Source organism: Streptomyces sp. NPDC090119 (genome assembly GCF_044747085.1).
GTDB lineage: Bacteria > Actinomycetota > Actinomycetes > Streptomycetales > Streptomycetaceae > Streptomyces.
This window is the reverse complement of sequence record NZ_JBIVDK010000005.1, coordinates 654,084-670,803: the sequence shown is the minus strand read 5'-3', so window position 1 is coordinate 670,803 and position 16,720 is coordinate 654,084. Positions and strand designations below refer to the sequence as shown.

General features: G+C 73.7%; 12 protein-coding genes. 8 read left to right on the top strand and 4 right to left on the bottom strand.

Annotated elements, in window-relative coordinates; genetic code table 11:
- Positions 1–192 (top strand): hypothetical protein (locus tag ACIPPM_RS24595; RefSeq protein ID WP_401451445.1); only part of this gene is annotated, 192 nt, incomplete at its 5' end.
- 299 nt (positions 193–491) lie between these two features.
- Here the strand turns inward: ACIPPM_RS24595 and ACIPPM_RS24590 are convergent.
- Complete coding sequence (locus tag ACIPPM_RS24590; protein WP_389003213.1) at positions 492–1,040, bottom strand: MarR family winged helix-turn-helix transcriptional regulator; 549 nt, start codon at positions 1,038–1,040, stop codon at positions 492–494.
- 135 nt (positions 1,041–1,175) lie between these two features.
- On the opposite strand from ACIPPM_RS24590, the gene ACIPPM_RS24585 reads away from it, so the two are divergent.
- On the top strand, positions 1,176–2,438 hold the full coding sequence (locus ACIPPM_RS24585) for an MFS transporter (RefSeq protein ID WP_401451521.1): 1,263 nt from the start codon (positions 1,176–1,178) through the stop codon (positions 2,436–2,438).
- Positions 2,439–2,514: 76 nt separating this feature from the next.
- Here the strand turns inward: ACIPPM_RS24585 and ACIPPM_RS24580 are convergent, their stop codons facing one another.
- Together ACIPPM_RS24580 and ACIPPM_RS24575 are read right to left on the bottom strand one after the other, a co-directional pair.
- Positions 2,515–4,143: a SpoIIE family protein phosphatase gene (locus ACIPPM_RS24580; RefSeq protein WP_401451443.1), complete on the bottom strand. Its 1,629-nt coding sequence runs from the start codon at positions 4,141–4,143 to the stop codon at positions 2,515–2,517.
- Positions 4,144–4,273: 130 nt separating this feature from the next.
- Positions 4,274–5,653 (bottom strand): NAD(P)/FAD-dependent oxidoreductase, encoded by a 1,380-nt coding sequence (locus ACIPPM_RS24575; protein ID WP_401451441.1) that lies wholly within the window; start codon positions 5,651–5,653, stop codon positions 4,274–4,276.
- Positions 5,654–5,970: 317 nt separating this feature from the next.
- Between ACIPPM_RS24575 and ACIPPM_RS24570 the strand changes: the two genes are divergently transcribed.
- Both ACIPPM_RS24570 and ACIPPM_RS24565 read left to right on the top strand, forming a co-directional pair.
- On the top strand, positions 5,971–6,729 hold the full coding sequence (locus tag ACIPPM_RS24570; RefSeq protein ID WP_401451438.1) for a TetR/AcrR family transcriptional regulator: 759 nt from the start codon (positions 5,971–5,973) through the stop codon (positions 6,727–6,729).
- 181 nt (positions 6,730–6,910) lie between these two features.
- A complete protein-coding gene (locus ACIPPM_RS24565; protein WP_401451435.1) occupies positions 6,911–8,878 on the top strand; it encodes a sigma-70 family RNA polymerase sigma factor in 1,968 nt (655 codons plus the stop codon).
- Here ACIPPM_RS24565 and ACIPPM_RS24560 read toward each other — a convergent pair.
- A complete protein-coding gene (locus ACIPPM_RS24560) occupies positions 8,875–10,965 on the bottom strand; it encodes an asparagine synthase-related protein (protein ID WP_401451432.1) in 2,091 nt (696 codons plus the stop codon). The genes ACIPPM_RS24565 and ACIPPM_RS24560 overlap by 4 nt on opposite strands.
- A gap of 757 nt (positions 10,966–11,722) precedes the next feature.
- Between ACIPPM_RS24560 and ACIPPM_RS24555 the strand changes: the two genes are divergently transcribed.
- The 4 genes from ACIPPM_RS24555 (at position 11,723) to ACIPPM_RS24540 (ending at position 16,709) form a co-directional block, all read left to right on the top strand.
- Positions 11,723–13,147, top strand: coding sequence for an MFS transporter (locus ACIPPM_RS24555; RefSeq protein WP_393605280.1), 1,425 nt, complete (start codon positions 11,723–11,725; stop codon positions 13,145–13,147).
- 70 nt (positions 13,148–13,217) lie between these two features.
- Positions 13,218–14,435, top strand: coding sequence for an L-2-hydroxyglutarate oxidase (lhgO, locus tag ACIPPM_RS24550; protein ID WP_401451429.1), 1,218 nt, complete (start codon positions 13,218–13,220; stop codon positions 14,433–14,435).
- 84 nt (positions 14,436–14,519) lie between these two features.
- A complete protein-coding gene (gene trmB / locus ACIPPM_RS24545; RefSeq protein WP_401451426.1) occupies positions 14,520–15,359 on the top strand; it encodes a tRNA (guanosine(46)-N7)-methyltransferase TrmB in 840 nt (279 codons plus the stop codon).
- 57 nt (positions 15,360–15,416) lie between these two features.
- Positions 15,417–16,709: a PrsW family intramembrane metalloprotease gene (locus ACIPPM_RS24540; RefSeq protein ID WP_401451423.1), complete on the top strand. Its 1,293-nt coding sequence runs from the start codon at positions 15,417–15,419 to the stop codon at positions 16,707–16,709.
- Positions 16,710–16,720: the final 11 nt, after the last annotated feature.

The window sequence follows — 16,720 nt, the reverse complement described above, 5'->3', positions numbered from 1 at the left end:
ACGCTGTTGAGTTCTCAAGGAACGGTCGCTTCCTTTGTACTCACCCTCTCGGGCTTTCCTCCGGGCTTCCCTTCGGTGTTTCCGACTCTATCAGACCGTTTCCGTTCCGATTTCCTCGGTGCTTTCCAGTTCTTCGCTTTCGCGTTTCCCTTTCCGGCGGTTCCGACTCTATCAGATCCTTTCGGCGTCTGATTCCCAGTCAGAGGGGGTTGTCTTCCCGGCCCGCTGGGCCGTTCCGACGTCTCAAACTCTAGCCGATCAACCCTGGCAGTTCCTAATCGGGCTGCTGGTTCCCATTCGAATTGAATTCGGACGTGCCGAAAGCAATCCCAGGGGGATGGTCGTACTGGTTGGTTTGAGGTGCCGCACCAGGCGGCGAGGTGTTGCGGAGAACCGTTACGGCTCCGTGCAACCCGAAGAACTCTACGGACTCGCCAGGGGCGGGTCAAGCCCCCCTGTCAAGATTTTTTCCAGCGGCCCTGGTCGGGCCATCAGTCCAGGTCGGAGAGCCGGCCCTCGGCGTCTGGCTGGGCGTGCTCCACGCGGCGGAGGAGCCTGGCGAGCACCTCTCCCAGTACGGAGCGTTCCCCGGAGGTGAGGTCCTGGAGCAGGTCCTCCTCGAAGACCGTCGCCATGCGCATCGCCTCGAGCCATTTCTCCCGGCCCTCGGTGGTCAGCTCCACGATGACACGGACGCGGTTGGACTCGTCGCGCTCGCGGGTGACCAGGCCCTCGGTGACCATGCGGTCGATCCGGTGGGTCATGGCGGCGGGGGTGAGGCCGAGCCGCTTGGCCAGCTCGCCGGGGCCCATCCGGTAGGGGGCACCGGAAAGCACCAGGGCCTTCAGTACTTCCCACTCCGCGTTGCTGATGCCCAGCTCGGCGGTCTGGCGGCCGTAGGCCACGTTCATCCGGCGGTTCAGCCGGGACAGCGCCGACACGATCTCCTCGACCTGGGGGTCGAGGTCCTGGAACTCGCGCTGGTAGGCGGCGATCTGTTCTTCGAGTGTCGGCTCCGGCACGCCGGCGTTGTCGGCCATGGCAAGGAGTATGGCACGGGGAATCTTTGCCTTGAAGTCCTTCGACATGTAGTCTTTAGCTTCGAACTTTAGCTTTGAAGTCTTCACTCCTAACTTGTGGAAGAGGTGAACGTGACCAGGGCGATGGGGGCGGCGATGCCCCGCATCCACGTGGGCAACGCGCTCAGCGCGTTCGGACTCGGCTTCACGGTCCCGTATCTGTACGTCTATGTGGCGCAGGTGCGAGGGCTGGGGGCCATGACGGCGGGACTCGTGCTCGCCGTCTTCGCCGTGGCGGCGCTCATCGCGCTGCCGTTCGCCGGGCGGGCGATCGTCCGGCGCGGTCCGTTGCCCGTCCTGCTCGTCGCCCTGGTCCTGTCCGCGCTCGGCGCCCTGGGCCTGGGGCTGGCGGGCAGTGCGGTGTCCGTGCTGCTGACCGCCGCCGCACTCGGTGCCGGGCAGGCGGTGATGCAGCCCGCGCTGGCGACGATGATCGTGGACTGCTCGACCTCCGCGACCCGGTCGCGGGCGTTCGCCATGCAGTTCTTCCTGCAGAACCTCGGTCTGGGCGTCGGCGGGCTCATAGGCGGCCACCTGGTCGACACGAGCCGCGCCTCCTCCTTCACCGTGCTGTTCACCATCGAGGCCACGATCTTCGTGCTGCTCGCCGTGCTGATGGCGACGGTGAAGATGCCGCGCGCCCCGCGCATCACCGACCTGCCCTCCGGCGCGGCCAAGGGCGGCTGGCGACAGCTCGTTCAGAACCGGGCGATGGTCCAGCTCTGCGTGCTGGGCTTCGTGCTGTTCTTCGCCTGCTACGGCCAGTTCGAGTCCGGTCTGAGCGCGTACGGCGTCGAGGCCGCCGGGATATCCACGTCCACGCTGGGCACCGCGCTCGCCGCCAACACGATGATGATCGTCGTGGCGCAGTTCGCCGTGCTGAAGCTGGTCGAGCGGCGGCGCCGGTCCCGGGTGATCGCGGTGGTCGGTCTGATCTGGACCGTCGCCTGGCTGGCGGCGGGGTACGCCGGGCTCGGGCACGGCAGCCAGGAGATGGCCACGGCCGCGTTCGTATCGACGTACGCGCTGTTCGGGCTGGGGGAGGCGATGCTGTCGCCGACCGTGGCGCCGCTGGTCGCCGATCTGGCGCCGGAGGGCATGGCCGGGCAGTACAACTCCGCGTTCGCACTGGTCAAGCAGCTGGCGCTGGCGGTCGGGCCGGCCATCGGCGGGCCGCTCGGGGCTTCGCTGCACGGGCCGTACATCGTGACGTTCGCGCTGTTCTCGGTGGCGATCAGTGTGCTGGCGGTGCGGCTGGGCCGACGGCTCACGCCCGCGCAGGACCACCCGTGGGCCGCGCAGGCCAAGAGCCGGGTCGTGGCGCGGGGCGGTGCTCCGGCGGAGTCGGTCAGCGCATAAGAAGGACGTACACGGCAGAAGGGCCGGGAGCACATCGTGCTTCCGGCCCTTCCGTATGTTCCGTGTGTACGGAGAGCTAGCGCTTCGGGAGCAGGAACTCGCACCAGACCGCCTTGCCGCCGCCCGGTGTACGGCGGGAGCCCCAGTTGGAGGCGATGGTGGCGACGATGTCGATGCCGCGGCCGGACTCGTCGGCCGGGTCGGCGCGGCGGCGGCGCGGCAGGTGGTCGTCGCCGTCGGTGACCTCGATGGTCAGGCGGCGGTCGGTGCGGCGCAGCCTCAGTCGCATGGGCGGGGTGCCGTGCTGGAGGGAGTTGGCGACCAGCTCGCTGGTGGCCAGGACGCCGAGGTCGTGCAGTTCGGTGGGGAAGCGCCAGCTGGTGAGCACGCCGGAGGCGAAGGCGCGGGCGCGCGGGGCCGCCTCGACGCCGCCGAGGAGGTCCAGGGCCGCGTTGCGGAAGAGGTCGGCGGCGGGGCCGGTGCGGTGGGGGTGCTGGAGGACGAGGACGGCCACGTCGTCGTCGTGGTCGGCGGTGACGCCTGCCGAGCGGACCAGGCGGTCGCAGACGACCTGCGGGGTGCCGGTGGCACCGGAGAGGGCGCGGGCCAGGGCGGCGATGCCCTCGTCCAGGTCCTGGTCGCGCCGTTCGACCAGGCCGTCCGTGTAGAGGACGGCGGTGGCGCCGGGGCCGAGGGGGACGGAGCCGGAGGAGTGGACCCAGCCGCCGGTGCCCAGCGGGGGGCCGGTGGGTTCGTCGGCGCGCAGGACCTCGCCGTTCTCGTCGCGGACGAGGATCGGCAGATGTCCGGCGGAGGCGTAGACGAGGCGGCCCTCGTTGGGGTCGTGGACGGCGTAGACGCAGGTGGCGATCTGGTTGGCGTCGATCTCCACGGCGAGGCCGTCGAGGAGCTGGAGGACCTCGTGCGGGGGGAGGTCGAGGCGGGCGTAGGCGCGGACGGCGGTGCGGAGCTGGCCCATGACGGCGGCGGCGCGCACGCCCCGGCCCATGACGTCGCCGATGACGAGGGCGGTGCGGCCGCCGCCGAGGGTGATGACGTCGTACCAGTCGCCGCCGACCGCGGCCTCGGTGCCGCCGGGCTGGTAGGTGGCGGCCACGCGCAGGTCGTCGGGTTCCTCGAGGTCCTGGGGGAGCAGGGAGCGCTGGAGGGTGACGGCGGTCTGGCGCTGGGTGCGTTCGCTGGCGCGCAGGCGTTCGGCGGCCTCGGCGTGGTCGGTGACGTCGGTGGCGAAGACGAGTACGCCCGCGTCGCGGTCGCCGTGGCCGGTGACCGGGGTGCAGGTGAAGGTGTAGGAGCGGCCGTCGACGGCCTTGCGGGACTTCAGGGTGCGGGGTCTGCCGCTGCGCAGCACCTGGTCGAGGAGGGGGAGGAGGCCAAGCTCGGCGAGTTCGGGGAGGGTGTCGCGGGCCGGGGTGCCGGGGGCGCGGGGGCCGAAGGCGGCGGCGTAGGCGGTGTTGACGTGGGCGAGGCGGTGGTCGGGGCCGTGGACCAGGGCGACGAGGGCCGGGACGCGGTCGAGGACCTCGCGGGCGGGCAGTTCGTCGACGGCGGAGGCGGGGTGTCCGGCGCGGGCGGCGGGCACCGGGTTCTCGCTCCGCCGGTCCGGGGGGACCGGCTGCTCGGTCCGCGCTGCGGCGCGGCGCTGCGTTCCGGGGAGCCGGGCGCTCCAGCGCGTGAAGTTCACAGTGGGGAAAGCCTCGCGTGTGCTGAGGGCGGGCTGTTGCCCGTCCGAGGATGTGGAGCAGTCTGGCAGGTGGCCGTCCGCGGCGACATCCGTCAGACGCCCGTACGGGCCGGGGAGTTCCCGGCTCCGGTCAGGACGACCCCTTCGGGGGGTCCGGGTGCCGCCGTGGGGGCTTTCCACCGGCCGCGAGTTCGAACTCGGCCCGTGGGTGTTCGAGTGACCCGAGGGAGACGATCTCCCGTTTGAAGAGTCCGGCGAGGGTCCATTCGGCGAGGACGCGGGCCTTGCGGTTGACGGTGGGCAGGCGGCTGAGGTGGTAGGCGCGGTGCAGCAGCCAGGCGGGGCGGCCGGTGAGCCTGCGCCCGTACACCTGGGCGACGCCTTGGTGCAGGCCGAGGGAGGCGACGGAGCCGAGCTGCCGGTGGGCGTAGGTGCGCAGGGGTTCGCCGCGCAGGGTGTGCACGATGTTGTCGCCGAGGACCCTGGCCTGGCGCAGCGCGTGCTGGGCGTTGGGCGCGGTGGTGGCGCCGGGCCCGGTGGCGGTGACGTCGGGTACGGCGGCGGCGTCGCCCGCGGCCCAGGCGTGCTCGGTGCCCTCGACGGCGAGTTCGGCGGTGCAGCGGAGCCTGCCGCGCGGGTCGAGGGGGAGGTCGGTGGCGGCGAGCACCGGGTGGGGTTTGACGCCCGCGGTCCAGACGACGGTGCGGGTGGGGAAGCGGCGGCCGTCGCTGAGGACGGCGACGCGGTCGGCGCAGGATTCCAGGCGGGTGTTCAGCAGCACCTGGATGTTGCGGCGGCGGAGCTGGGTGACGGTGTGGCGGCCCAGCTCGGGGCCGACCTCGGGGAGGACGCGGTCGGTGGCCTCGACCAGGACCCACTTCATGTCCTCGGCGCGGAGGTTGGGGTAGTAGCGGGCGGCGTAGCGGGCCATGTCCTCGAGTTCGCCGAGGGCCTCCACCCCGGCGTAGCCGCCGCCGACGAAGACGAAGGTGAGGGCGGCGTCGCGCAGGGCGGGGTCGCGGGTGGAGGAGGCGATGTCCATCTGCTCGATGACGTGGTTGCGCAGTCCGATGGCCTCCTCGACGGTCTTGAAGCCGATGGCGTGCTCGGCGAGGCCGGGGACGGGCAGGGTGCGGGAGACGGAGCCGGGGGCGAGGACGAGTTCGTCGTAGCCGATGAGTTCGGCGGCGCGGCCGTGCCGCTCGGTGGCGAGGGTGGTGACGGCGGCGGTGCGTACGGCGTGGTCGACGGCGGTGATCTCACCGATGACGACGCGGCAGTCGGGCAGGACGCGGCGCAGGGGTACGACGACATGGCGCGGGGAGATCGAGCCGGCGGCCGCCTCGGGAAGGAACGGCTGATACGTCATATAGGGGTCGGGGCTGACCACGGTGATCTCGACGTCACCCTGTCTGAGCTGCCGTTTCAGTTTCCGCTGGAGACGCAGGGCGGTGTACATGCCGACGTGGCCCCCGCCGACGACCAGGATGCGCGCGCGTTCCTTCACCATCCCATGACGCACCCGGCGCTGTTGTTTGTCCACAGCCTCGGCAATTTGTGTGACCGGAGGCGGGGCTGGACGCGGGAGGGGCGGGGGCGCGGAATCCGGACATAAATGGCTCGTACTCCGATCGAGGGGCGCACTGTGCGGAACCTACCCCTTCTGAATTGACTCCCGCTCAACTATGTTGCTGTGTCGACGGGGTGCGGGAGGGTCGTCGAGAGGGCCGCCGGATGGGGGCCCGCTCAGGACCGGCGCCAGTTTCCGCGCTTTCGGAATCAATGGCGGGGAGTCTCCGGGGGGAGACGTCATTACCGGGGGAAGACATGCATGTTCAGGACACGCACTGGTCAGCGGCGCCCCTCGCGTCGGCCGGACGGACGGGCGGCGGGCGCGCGGCGCCGCTGCGGGTGGACGCGCAGCGCAATCTGGAGCACGTGCTGAGGGCGGCGCGTGAGGTGTTCGGCGAGCTGGGGTACGGCGCGCCGATGGAGGACGTGGCGCGGCGGGCGCGGGTCGGTGTGGGCACGGTGTACCGGCGGTTCCCCAGCAAGGACGTGCTGGTGCGGCGGATCGCCGAGGAGGAGACCGCGCGGCTGACCGAGCAGGCGCGGACCGCGCTCGGGCAGGAGGACGAGCCGTGGTCGGCGCTCTCCCGCTTCCTGCGCACCTCGGTGGCGTCCGGCGCGGGTCGGCTGCTGCCGCCGCAGGTGCTGCGGGTGGGTGTCGCGGAGGAGAGCCCCGCGCCCGTCACCTCCGTGCCCTCCGTGCCGTCTGTCGCCCCCGTGGCCGAGGAGGCGCGGGTGCCGCAGCAGCGTTCCCAGGCGGGTGCCGGGGAACTGCGGCTGGTGGACGGGGACCGCGCGGGCGGCGAGCCGGGTACGGCGGCGCTGCTGGACGTGGTCGGTCAGCTGGTGGAGCGGGCGCGGGCGGCCGGTGAGCTGCGGGCCGACGTGTCGGTGTCGGACGTGCTGCTGGTGATCGCCACGGCGGCGCCCGCGCTGCCGGACGCGGCGCAGCAGGCGGCCGCCTCCGCCCGGCTGCTGGACATCCTGCTGGAGGGACTGCGGTCCCGGCCCGCGTAGCGGAGCATCGGCACGCTCAACCCCCGTACTGGGGCCGCTTGTTCGGAACTGTTTGCGGGTGGTTGGTGAAACTTCCGCTCGGATGAGTGACGGGTCGGACGAGTGGACCGGTGATGAATACGGCTATGGCACGCTGAGCCCGTAAAGGATTGGGCTGTGCCGGTGTCGGGGGCTTTACACGATGGGCGTTGACGGGTGGGACGGCGCGCGCGCCGACGGTGGCGGTGACGCGGAGGCCGGGGGACTGACCTCTCCGCAGGTGCCGAGCCAGGGCGGCCGGGGTGCGTCGGGCGGCGGCGGTGAGCGGGCCGGGGCGAGTCTCCCGGCCCAGCGCGAGGGCAGTGCGCTGCCGCCCCCGCCGGACGCGCCTCCCGCCGACGGCGAGCTGATCGAGCGGATGCGCGCCGGGGACGACTCGGCATACGAGGAGCTGTACCGGCGGCACGCGGACGCGGTGCGACGCTACGCGCGTACCTGCTGCCGGGACGGGCACACCGCCGACGACCTCACCGCCGAGGTGTTCGCCCGCATGCTGCAGGCGGTGCGCGGCGGTTCGGGCCCCGAGTACGCGGTGCGCGCCTATCTGCTGACCTCGGTGCGCCGGGTCGCCGCGCACTGGACTCAGTCCGCCAAGCGCGAGCAACTCGTCGACGACTTCGCGGTGTTCGCCCAGCAGGCGGCCAGGGCGGCCGAGGTGGCCGACGACACCGGACCCCTGGGTGCCTTCGGCGCCGATCTGGGGGCCGACGTACGCGCGATGCACGAGGCCGAGCAGACCCTGGCGATGCAGGCGTTCCGCTCGCTGCCCGAGCGCTGGCAGGCGGTGCTCTGGCACACCGAGGTGGAGGACGAGTCGCCCAGCGAGGTGGCCGTGCTGTTCGGGCTCGACGCCAACGGCACGCGGGTGCTGGCCAGTCGGGCGCGCGAGGGGCTGAAGCAGGCGTACCTCCAGGCGCACGTCAGCGCGACCCTGGTGAACGACGAGGAGTGCGCGCGCTACGCCGACCAGCTCGGGAGCTACGCGCGTCGCAAGCTGCGCGTCCGGGCGGAACGCGGGCTGCGCAAGCACCTGGAGGAGTGCGCCAAGTGCCGTCTGGCGGCGGCGCAGATCGAGGAAGTCGCCGGGGGCATCCCGGCCGTCGTTCCGATCGCGGTCATCGGCTGGTTCGGCGCCGCCGGGTACGCCAAGGCGCTCGGTGTCATCGCCGGTGGCGCAGGCGTGGGCGCCGCGGGTGCCGCCGCTGCCGCGACCGGGTCCACCGGTGGCGGTGCGGCGGGCGGTGGCGCGGCCTCGGAGGGGCTGGGCGCGCCGGTGAAGGCGGGGATCGCCACCGGTGTGGTCGCGGTGGCCGCCGCCGTGGTGGCCCTGGCACTGGTGAACGACAGCCAACCGGCCAAGGAGATCGCGGAGCCCTCCCCGTCCGCCCCGGTGATCCAGCAGACCCCGCCGCCCGCGCCCCCACCGGCCAAGAAGCAGGAGCCCGCGCCGAAGCCGCCCGCTCCGCCCGCTCCCCCCGCGCCCGCCCCCGTCGTCCCGGTGGCGGAGAAGCCCGCACCGAAGCCGAAGCCGACGCCGCCCCCCAAGCCCACCCCGACTCCGGCCCCGAAGCCGACGCCCAAGCCGAGGCCGACCCCGACGCCCACGCCCACCCCCACACCCCCGAAGCCGACCCCCACGCCGACCCCGACCCCCACCCCTCCGCCGCCCCCGCCCCGGTCCTACGAGCTGAGCGAGCTGAGCTACGACCTCACCGGCGACGGCTCCGAGCCCGAGGTCCGGCTCGGCGAGAGCAGCTGGGTGTGGCAGCGGTACGGCATGTCGATCGGCGGGGAGCGCTACTCCCCCGGTGTCACGGTGCGCGGCGACTCCTCGGTGACCGTCGACCTCAACCGCGAGTGCACCGCCTATGACGCGCTGGTCGGCGTGGACGACATGACGCTGGGCCTCGGCAAGGTCGCCTTCGCGGTGTACGCGGACGGCGTCCGCCTCTGGCGGTCCGGCACGGTGTCCGGCGGCGACCCGGCGGTACCGGTCCATGTGAACCTGGCCGGGCGGAAGACGGTACGACTGGTGGTGGAGCCCCGCGGCACCGCCTTCGACCAGACCGCGTTGGCGGACTGGGCCAAGTCCCGCTTCAGCTGCGGTTAGCTGGGGCGGGCTCCCGCCCGCAGCGCCCCCCGCTGCGGGGCGATGCCCGACGGGACGGCGCGGGCGCGGGCCGGGGTGCCGGTCCAGCAGGTGCCCCGGCGGGCCAGGAGGCGGCCCAGCCAGATCTCCAGGGAGACGAGTTCGGCGAGGCCGTCCAGCGGGAGGGGTTCGCCGGAGGCGGCTTCCCGCAGGGCCTTGCGGACCACGCGGGCCTCGACCAGACCGGCGTCCGCGAGCAGCGGGGTGTCGAAGAGGTCGACCAGGGAGTCGGCGGCCAGCCGCAGGCCCGCGCGGGCGGCGGCGGCCGAGGAGGCGTGGGACGGGGTGCCCCAGCCGGGCGGGAGGTCGGTGACCCCGGCGCCCTCCAGCACCGTGCGCAGGACGGCGGAACGGGCACCGGGTTTGACGCGCAGGGCCTCGGGGAGGTCGCGGCAGGCCCGGACGACCTGGTTGTCGAGGAAGGGGGCGTGCAGCCGCTGGGAGCGGACCTCGGCGGCCTGTTCGAGGACGCGGAGGTCGGCCGCGTGCCGGGCGAGGACGGTACGGGCGCGGAACTCGCCGGGTCTCTGTCCGGGCCCGCCGGCCGCCCGGTCGGCGCCGGTCTGGAGCAGAGCCGACACTTCGGCCAGCGCCTCCCCCGTGAGCCACCGGGCGGCCGGACCGGGTCTCGCCCAGGCCAGCGCGGCGAGCGAGGCACCGACCGGCCCCTTGGGCTCGTCGAACCGCCGCCGCATCAGCCGCTCGGCCAGCGCCTCCAGACCGGTGCGGTACGGGGTACGGGACAGTCGCCGGGCGGCGCCGTACACCCGGGCGGGGACCAGGACCGAGCCGTCGGCGCGGGTGAGGGCGGCGACCGGGCGGACCAGGTGGCGCCGCTGGCGGTCCAGCAGCAGGTCGGCCAGGCGGGCCGGGTGGGCGTCCAGCACCTGGCGGGCGCCGTGGCCGGTGAAGTGGTCGGCGCTGCCCGCCGCGAGCCGGGCGCGGTGCCGGGCGGCGGTGATCAGGGAGGGGCCGGGTTCGTCGGTGAGGGGGCCGTCGAGGTCGGCGTAGGGGAGGGTGTCCTCGGCGCCGGTGACGACCACGTGGTGCAGGCGGGGGTTGGCGGCGAGGGCTCCGGCGCGCTCGACCTCGGCCTCGCGGCCGCCGACGGCCAGGTCGTTGAAGGTGACGGCGAGGAGGCGTTCGCCCGCGCCGGTGCCGTGTCCGAGGAGGGTGCCGGGTCTGCCGGGGAGTCCGGCGGCGAGCAGGGCCAGGGTGCCGGAGGCGGGGCCGCCGGAGAGGTCGGCGCCGATGCCGGGCACCGGCATGCCGCGGGCCGCCCGCCGTTCGGCCGGGCCCATGCCGGGCACCGGGCCGGGGTCGAGTCCGGGGACGTGCCGGGGGGCGGCGAGCCGGACCCGTACGGCTTCCACCAGGGCGTCCCGTACGGCGTCCACCGCGCGGTCGGGGTCGACGGGTGCCGCGGCGACGGCGAGGGAGGCGACCGGCTCGTAGCCGACGATCTCGCGTGCTCCGGCGCGCAGCACCAGCGCGTGGCCCGGCGCGACGCGGCGCACGCCCTCGTAGGGGGTGGTGTCGCGCAGCGCGGCCGGTACCTCGGGGGCGGCGAGGAGGGCGGCGAGGTGGCCGAAGTCGAGGTTGGCCTCGGTGAGGTCGGCGAGCGGGAGGGCGGCGGTGGCGAAGGCGGTGCCGCCGTCCCAGGGAGCGTGGAAGACCGGGCGGGCGCCCGCGAGGTCGCCGCAGACCGTGATGCGCCGGCCGGCCTGGACGACGGCGGTGTAGCTGCCCGGCCAGGCGGTGAGATGGCGCAGGGCGCCGCCGCGGGCGGTGAACAGACCGCGCCGCAGCTCCTCGTCGGAGGCGCCGCAGATGCCGAGGACGGCGATGCGGTTCTGCGCGTCGGCGTGGACCACGCGGACCTCGTCGGGGCGCCAGTCGCCGACGGCCCACAGCGGGTCGGGGTCGCCCCACAGGAGGTGGGAGCCGACGGGGCGCAGGGTCTCGCCCTCGTACCCGGTGGCGCCCGCGGAGTCGGCGGCGCCGAGGGCGCGCGCGGCGGTGCTGCTCCACCCCACCAACCACCGCATCGACGCCTCCACAGGCTGTGGACCACCAGTGCACCGCACGAACCGGACCCATGCTGCCATGAAGAACGCGCCGGGGAAGGGTGGTGGCGCCGCCTTCGATCGAGGGAAAATCGAGGGAAATCAGCAGGAAACACGGCAGGACCCGACGCGCCGCCGGGATACGACGGGGTACGGCGGGCAGGATGAACTCCCGCGCCGTCCACGACGGATGAGAAGCGGGAGCGATGCGAATGCGCCCCGCTTCACTCCCCCGGAACGCCCTTCGCGCCCTCAAGTGCCGTGGTGGGAACGGGAATGACGGAAGCGGAACGACGGCTGTTTTCGGCCAAATTGGCGACAGGGCACAGGATTTGAGCACGCTCCGTACAGGCCCTGCGGAACGCACGGCGGCCCGGCGAGCGCGCACGGCCCGGGAGGCGGGCGTCGCCTCCCGGACCGGTCCGCCGCCCGCGGGGATGTAGGCGGCGGCGTCCCCCAGCCCACTGGACTCAAGTACAGCGGGCCGACCCACGCAGAGCCATGGAACCGCTCCCCCGGTGGCCGGAGAAGAGCGCACGGACAGGCGCACGGCCACACGCGTGGGGGCACGCCGCGACGCTCCGTGCACGGTGCGTACAGGGCCGTACTCCCGTACGGACCGCAATCACGCCATCCGGAACAATGCCCCTTAACGCTTGGGATGCGGCGAACTACGCTGTGTTTACGAATGCCGCGCGGTTATGCCAGCGGGGCAGCCGTCTGTGTCGAGGGGTGGCGCATGTCCAGGGAGCAACGCGGGCCGAACGAGAAACTCGGCACCGTTCTCGCCCTCGCGGGAATCAGCAACGCGGGCCTCGCGCGCCGGGTCAACGACCTGGGCGCGCAACGGGGTCTGACCCTTCGCTACGACAAGACCTCGGTCGCGCGCTGGGTGTCGAAGGGGATGGTGCCGCAGGGTGCGGCGCCGCATCTGATCGCGGCCGCGATCGGGCAGAAGCTCGGCCGGCCGGTGCCGCTGCACGAGATCGGCCTCGCCGACGCCGACCCCGCGCCCGAGGTGGGTCTCGCCTTCCCGCGCGACGTGGGGCAGGCGGTGCGCTCGGCGACCGACCTGTACCGCCTGGACCTCGCCGGACGCCGTGCCGGGTCGGGCGGGATCTGGCAGTCGCTGGCCGGGTCGTTCGCCGTGAGCGCCTACGCGACGCCCGCTTCCCGATGGCTGATAACCCCCGCCGACAGTTCGGTCGAGCGGGAGGCGAACTCCGCCGAGGGCGCCTCCGCACCGATCAAAGTCGGCCACAGCGATGTGCAGAAGCTCCGGGAGGCCGCCGAGGACGCCCGGCGCTGGGACTCCAAGTACGGGGGCGGTGACTGGCGTTCGTCCATGGTGCCGGAGTGCCTGCGGGTGGAGGCGGCTCCGCTGCTGCTCGGCTCCTACTCCGACGAGGTGGGCCGCGCCCTGTTCGGCGCGGGGGCCGAACTGACCCGGCTGGCGGGCTGGATGGCCTTCGACACCGGCCAGCAGGAGGCGGCCCAGCGGTACTACATCCAGGCGCTCCGGCTGGCCCGCGCGGCGGCCGACGTCCCGCTCGGCGGCTACGTCCTCGCCTCCATGTCCCTCCAGGCGACCTACCGGGGCTTCGGCGACGAGGGCGTGGACCTCGCGCAGGCGGCGCTGGAGCGGAACCGGGGGCTGGCCACCGCGCGCACGATGAGCTTCTTCCGGCTGGTCGAGGCGCGGGCCCACGCGCGCGCGGGCGACGCGCACGCGGCGGGCGCCGCCCTGAAGTCGTCCGAGGGCTGGCTGGAGCGGTCCCGCGAGGGCGACAGCGACCCGACCTGGCTCGGCTTCTACGGCTACGACCGCTTCGCCGCCGACGCCGCCGAGTGCTACCGCGACCTCAAGGCACCCCGCCAGGTCCGCCGCTTCACCGAGCAGGCGCTGTCCAAGCCGACCGAGGAATTCGTCCGCTCGCACGGGCTGCGCCTGGTGGTCTCCGCGGTGGCCGAGCTGGAGTCGGGCAACCTGGACGCCGCCTGCGAGCAGGGCGTACGGGCGGTCGAGGTGGCGGGCCGCATCTCCTCCGCGCGCACCACCGAGTACGTCAAGGACCTCCTGCACCGCCTGGAGCCCTACGGCGACGAGCCGCGGGTGGTGGAGCTCCGCGAACGGGCCCGCCCGCTGCTGATGGCACCCGCCTAGATGGCACAAGGGTTCGCTGGCGCGGTTTGAAGGCGTTGTCAGTGGCGCAGTGCACTATCGAGGTCGGGAGGTGGTGCAGGTGCGGGCGGACGCGTACGACTGCGATGTGCTGGTGGTCGGTGGCGGCATCGTCGGGCTGTCGACGGCGTACGCCCTGACGCGCGCCGCGCCCGGCACGCGGGTCACCGTGCTGGAGAAGGAGCCCGGCCCGGCCCGCCACCAGACGGGCCGCAACAGCGGGGTCGTGCACAGCGGCATCTACTACCGGCCGGGCTCGCTCAAGGCGCGGTACGCGGTGCGCGGCGCCGCCGAGATGATCAAGTTCTGCGCGGAGTACGGCATCGACCACTCCGTCACCGGCAAGCTGATCGTCGCCACCGACCGCGCCGAGCTGCCCCGGCTGCACGCCCTGGTGCAGCGCGGCCGGGAGAACGGCATCCCGGTCCGTGAGCTGGGCGGCGCCCAGATCGCCGAGTACGAGCCGGAGGTGCGCGGTCTGGCCGCGATCCACGTCGGCACGACCGGCGTCTGCGACTTCACGGCCGTCGCCCGGCAGCTGGCCCGCGCCTCGGGCGCCGAGATCCGGTACGGCTCGCGGGTCGTCCGGGTGGACCGGCGCCCCGAGCGCGGCGTGGCGGTGCTGACCTCGGCCGGGCAGGTGGTCCGCGCCCGCGTCCTGGTGAACTGCGCGGGGCTGTACTGCGACGACCTGGCCCGCCTCACCGGCGACGAGCCGGGCGTACGGATCGTGCCGTTCCGGGGCGAGTACTACGAGCTGGCCCGCCCCGAGCTGGTGCGCGGCCTGGTCTATCCGGTGCCCGACCCGGCGTTTCCCTTCCTCGGCGTCCACCTCACCAAGGGCCTCGACGGGGGCGTGCACGTCGGCCCCAACGCGGTCCCGGCGCTCGCCCGCGAGGGGTACGGCTGGGGCGTGGTCCGCCCGCGCGAGCTGGCGGGCACCGCGAGCTGGCCCGGCGCGTGGGCCCTGGCCCGCAGACACTGGCGGTACGGCGCGGGCGAGCTGCGCCGGTCGGTGTCCAAGCCCGCCTTCCTGGACGCGGTGCGCCGTCTGGTGCCCGGTGTGGAGGAGCGGGACCTGGTGCGGGCACCGGCCGGAGTGCGCGCGCAGGCGGTGACGCGGGACGGCACCCTGGTCGACGACTTCCTCATCCGCGAGGGCGCCCGCGCGGTGCACGTACTCAACGCCCCGTCCCCGGCGGCCACGGCGTCCCTGCCGATCGGGCGCGAGGTGAGCCGCCGCACGCTGGAGATGCTGCGGGCGCTGTGAGCGTCGCTTCCGGCCCCCGTGACCGAGCGCACCCCCGTCCACGGCAGGGGCCCGCTGCTCGGAGCGCCTAAAATCGGAGCCACTGTGTCTGACTCCGTGAACACCCCCGAAGCCACCCGGCCCGCCGACGCCGCGCCGCACACCCCGGCGCCCGGACCGTCCGCCCGGACCTCCCGGAGCAAGGGCGAGCCCCGGTTCCCGGACGGCCCGCGGCCCGACCCGGCCGGATCGCACTTCGAGCGGCGCATCCGCAGCTTCCAGCCCCGCCGCAGCCGGGTCACCACCGGCCAGGCCGACGCGCTGGCCCGGCTGTGGGCGCAGTGGGGGCTGGACATCGACGGGCAGCGGGTCATCGACCTGGCGGAGCTGTTCGGCAACGCCAACCCGGTCGTGCTGGAGATCGGCTTCGGCATGGGCGAGGCCACCGCGCAGATGGCGGCGGCCGACCCGGACACCAACATCCTCGCCGTGGACGTGCACACCCCCGGCCAGGGCAATCTGCTGAACCTCGCCGAGCAGGGCGGACTGTCCAACGTCCGGGTCGGCAACGGCGACGCGATCATCCTGCTGCGGGAGATGCTCACCCCCGACTCCCTCGACGGGCTCCGCGTCTACTTCCCCGACCCCTGGCCGAAGAAGCGGCACCACAAGCGGCGGCTGATCCAGCCCGAGTTCCTGACCCTGGCCGCGACCCGGCTGGCGCCCGGCGCGACCGTGCACTGCGCGACCGACTGGGAGCCGTACGCCGAGCAGATGCTCGAGGTGCTCGACGCGCACCCGGACTTCGCGAACACCCACGCGGACGGCGGGTTCGCCCCGCGCCCCGCGTTCCGGCCGCTGACCCGGTTCGAGGGCCAGGGCCTGGACAAGGGCCATGTGGTGAACGACCTGCTGTTCCGCCGCGTACCGCACGAGAACCCGTAGCTCAGCGGGGCGTAAAGCCCGAGGCCGTCCGGCCCGGTCACCGTTAGGGTCGATGCTGTGGCCATCAGTTCCGCGTACCCGCCCCACCCCACCGGCGAAGGCCCCCGGCCGCCCTGGTGGCGGCGGCAGTGGGTGCGGCACGGGTCGCTGATCGCGCTGCTGGCGCTGTCCGGGCTGGTGATCCTGGCGCTGGTGCGCAGGCAGACCGGTACGGAGGGTTTCCTCGTCGGGCTGGGGCTCGCCGTGGTGCCGGTGCCCTGGCTGATAGCCGCGTTCCGCTGGCTGGACCGGGTACGCCCCGGGCCCTGGCGGAACCTGCTCTTCGCGTTCGCGTGGGGCGCCTGTGCGGCGGCACTGATCGCCATCGTCGCCAACAGCTTCGCCACCCAATGGATCGCCACCACCACCGCGAACCCCTCCGGCGCCGACACGCTCGGCGCGACGGTGATCGCGCCGGTGGTGGAGGAGTCCGCGAAGGCCGCCGCCGTCCTGCTGGTGTTCGTCTTCCGCAGACGGGACTTCACCGGGCCGGTCGGCGGGGCCGCGATAGCCGGGGTGACCGCGACCGGGTTCGCGTTCACCGAGAACATCCTCTATCTGGGCAACGCCTTCGGCACCGACCAGTCCATCGGCACCTCGGGGTTCGTCTCCGTGACCGCCGCGACCTTCTTCGTGCGCGCCGTGATGTCGCCGTTCGCGCATCCCCTGTTCACCGTGTGCACGGGCATCGGCTTCGGCCTGGCCGCGCTGCCCGGCCGACGGCGGCGGCCGGTGCTCCGGGTGCTGTTCCCGGTGGGCGGGCTGCTCCTCGCCATGGGCCTGCACGCCCTGTGGAACGGCTCGGCCGCCTTCGGCCAGTTCGGCTTCCTCGTCGTGTACGGCGGTTTCATGGCCCCCGCCTTCGGTCTGCTGGCCTGGCTGCTGATCCGGTCCCGGCAGCGCGAACTGCGGGTGGCCCGCGAGGAACTGCCCGTCTACGTGTACGCCGGGTGGCTGGGCCCCGCCGAGCCGTTCGCCCTGGGCTCGCTGCGCGCCCGTCGGCTGGCCCGCGACCACGCCCGCCGCTGCTTCGGCGGCCGCCCGGCCGCGCGCGCCGTGGTCCGCTACGAGTCCGACGCCACCGAACTGGCGCTGCTGCGCCACCGCGCCCGCGCGGGCCGCGTGGGCACCGAGTTCGCCGCGCGGGAACGCGAACTGCTGGCCGCGCTGTGGCAGCGCCGGGACTCCTCCCGCCCGGCCCTGGAGTACGCGGCCCGCGTCACGGCCCCGCCGCCCGCCCCGGTCCCGTACTGGCAGCGGTACGGGCATCCGGCGCCGCCCTACGCGGGGTACAACCCGTACCGCACGTAGGGCGGGATCGG

What these genes read in the sequence shown, in the direction of transcription:
- ACIPPM_RS24590 (WP_389003213.1), bottom strand. Translation starts at nt 1,040, where the DNA reads ATGGCCGACAACGCCGGCGTGCCGGAGCCGACACTCGAAGAACAGATC.
- ACIPPM_RS24585 (WP_401451521.1), top strand. Translation starts at nt 1,176, where the DNA reads ATGCCCCGCATCCACGTGGGCAACGCGCTCAGCGCGTTCGGACTCGGC.
- ACIPPM_RS24575 (WP_401451441.1), bottom strand. Translation starts at nt 5,653, where the DNA reads ATGGTGAAGGAACGCGCGCGCATCCTGGTCGTCGGCGGGGGCCACGTC.
- ACIPPM_RS24570 (WP_401451438.1), top strand. Translation starts at nt 5,971, where the DNA reads ATGCATGTTCAGGACACGCACTGGTCAGCGGCGCCCCTCGCGTCGGCC.
- ACIPPM_RS24565 (WP_401451435.1), top strand. Translation starts at nt 6,911, where the DNA reads ATGGGCGTTGACGGGTGGGACGGCGCGCGCGCCGACGGTGGCGGTGAC.
- ACIPPM_RS24560 (WP_401451432.1), bottom strand. Translation starts at nt 10,965, where the DNA reads ATGCGGTGGTTGGTGGGGTGGAGCAGCACCGCCGCGCGCGCCCTCGGC.
- ACIPPM_RS24555 (WP_393605280.1), top strand. Translation starts at nt 11,723, where the DNA reads ATGTCCAGGGAGCAACGCGGGCCGAACGAGAAACTCGGCACCGTTCTC.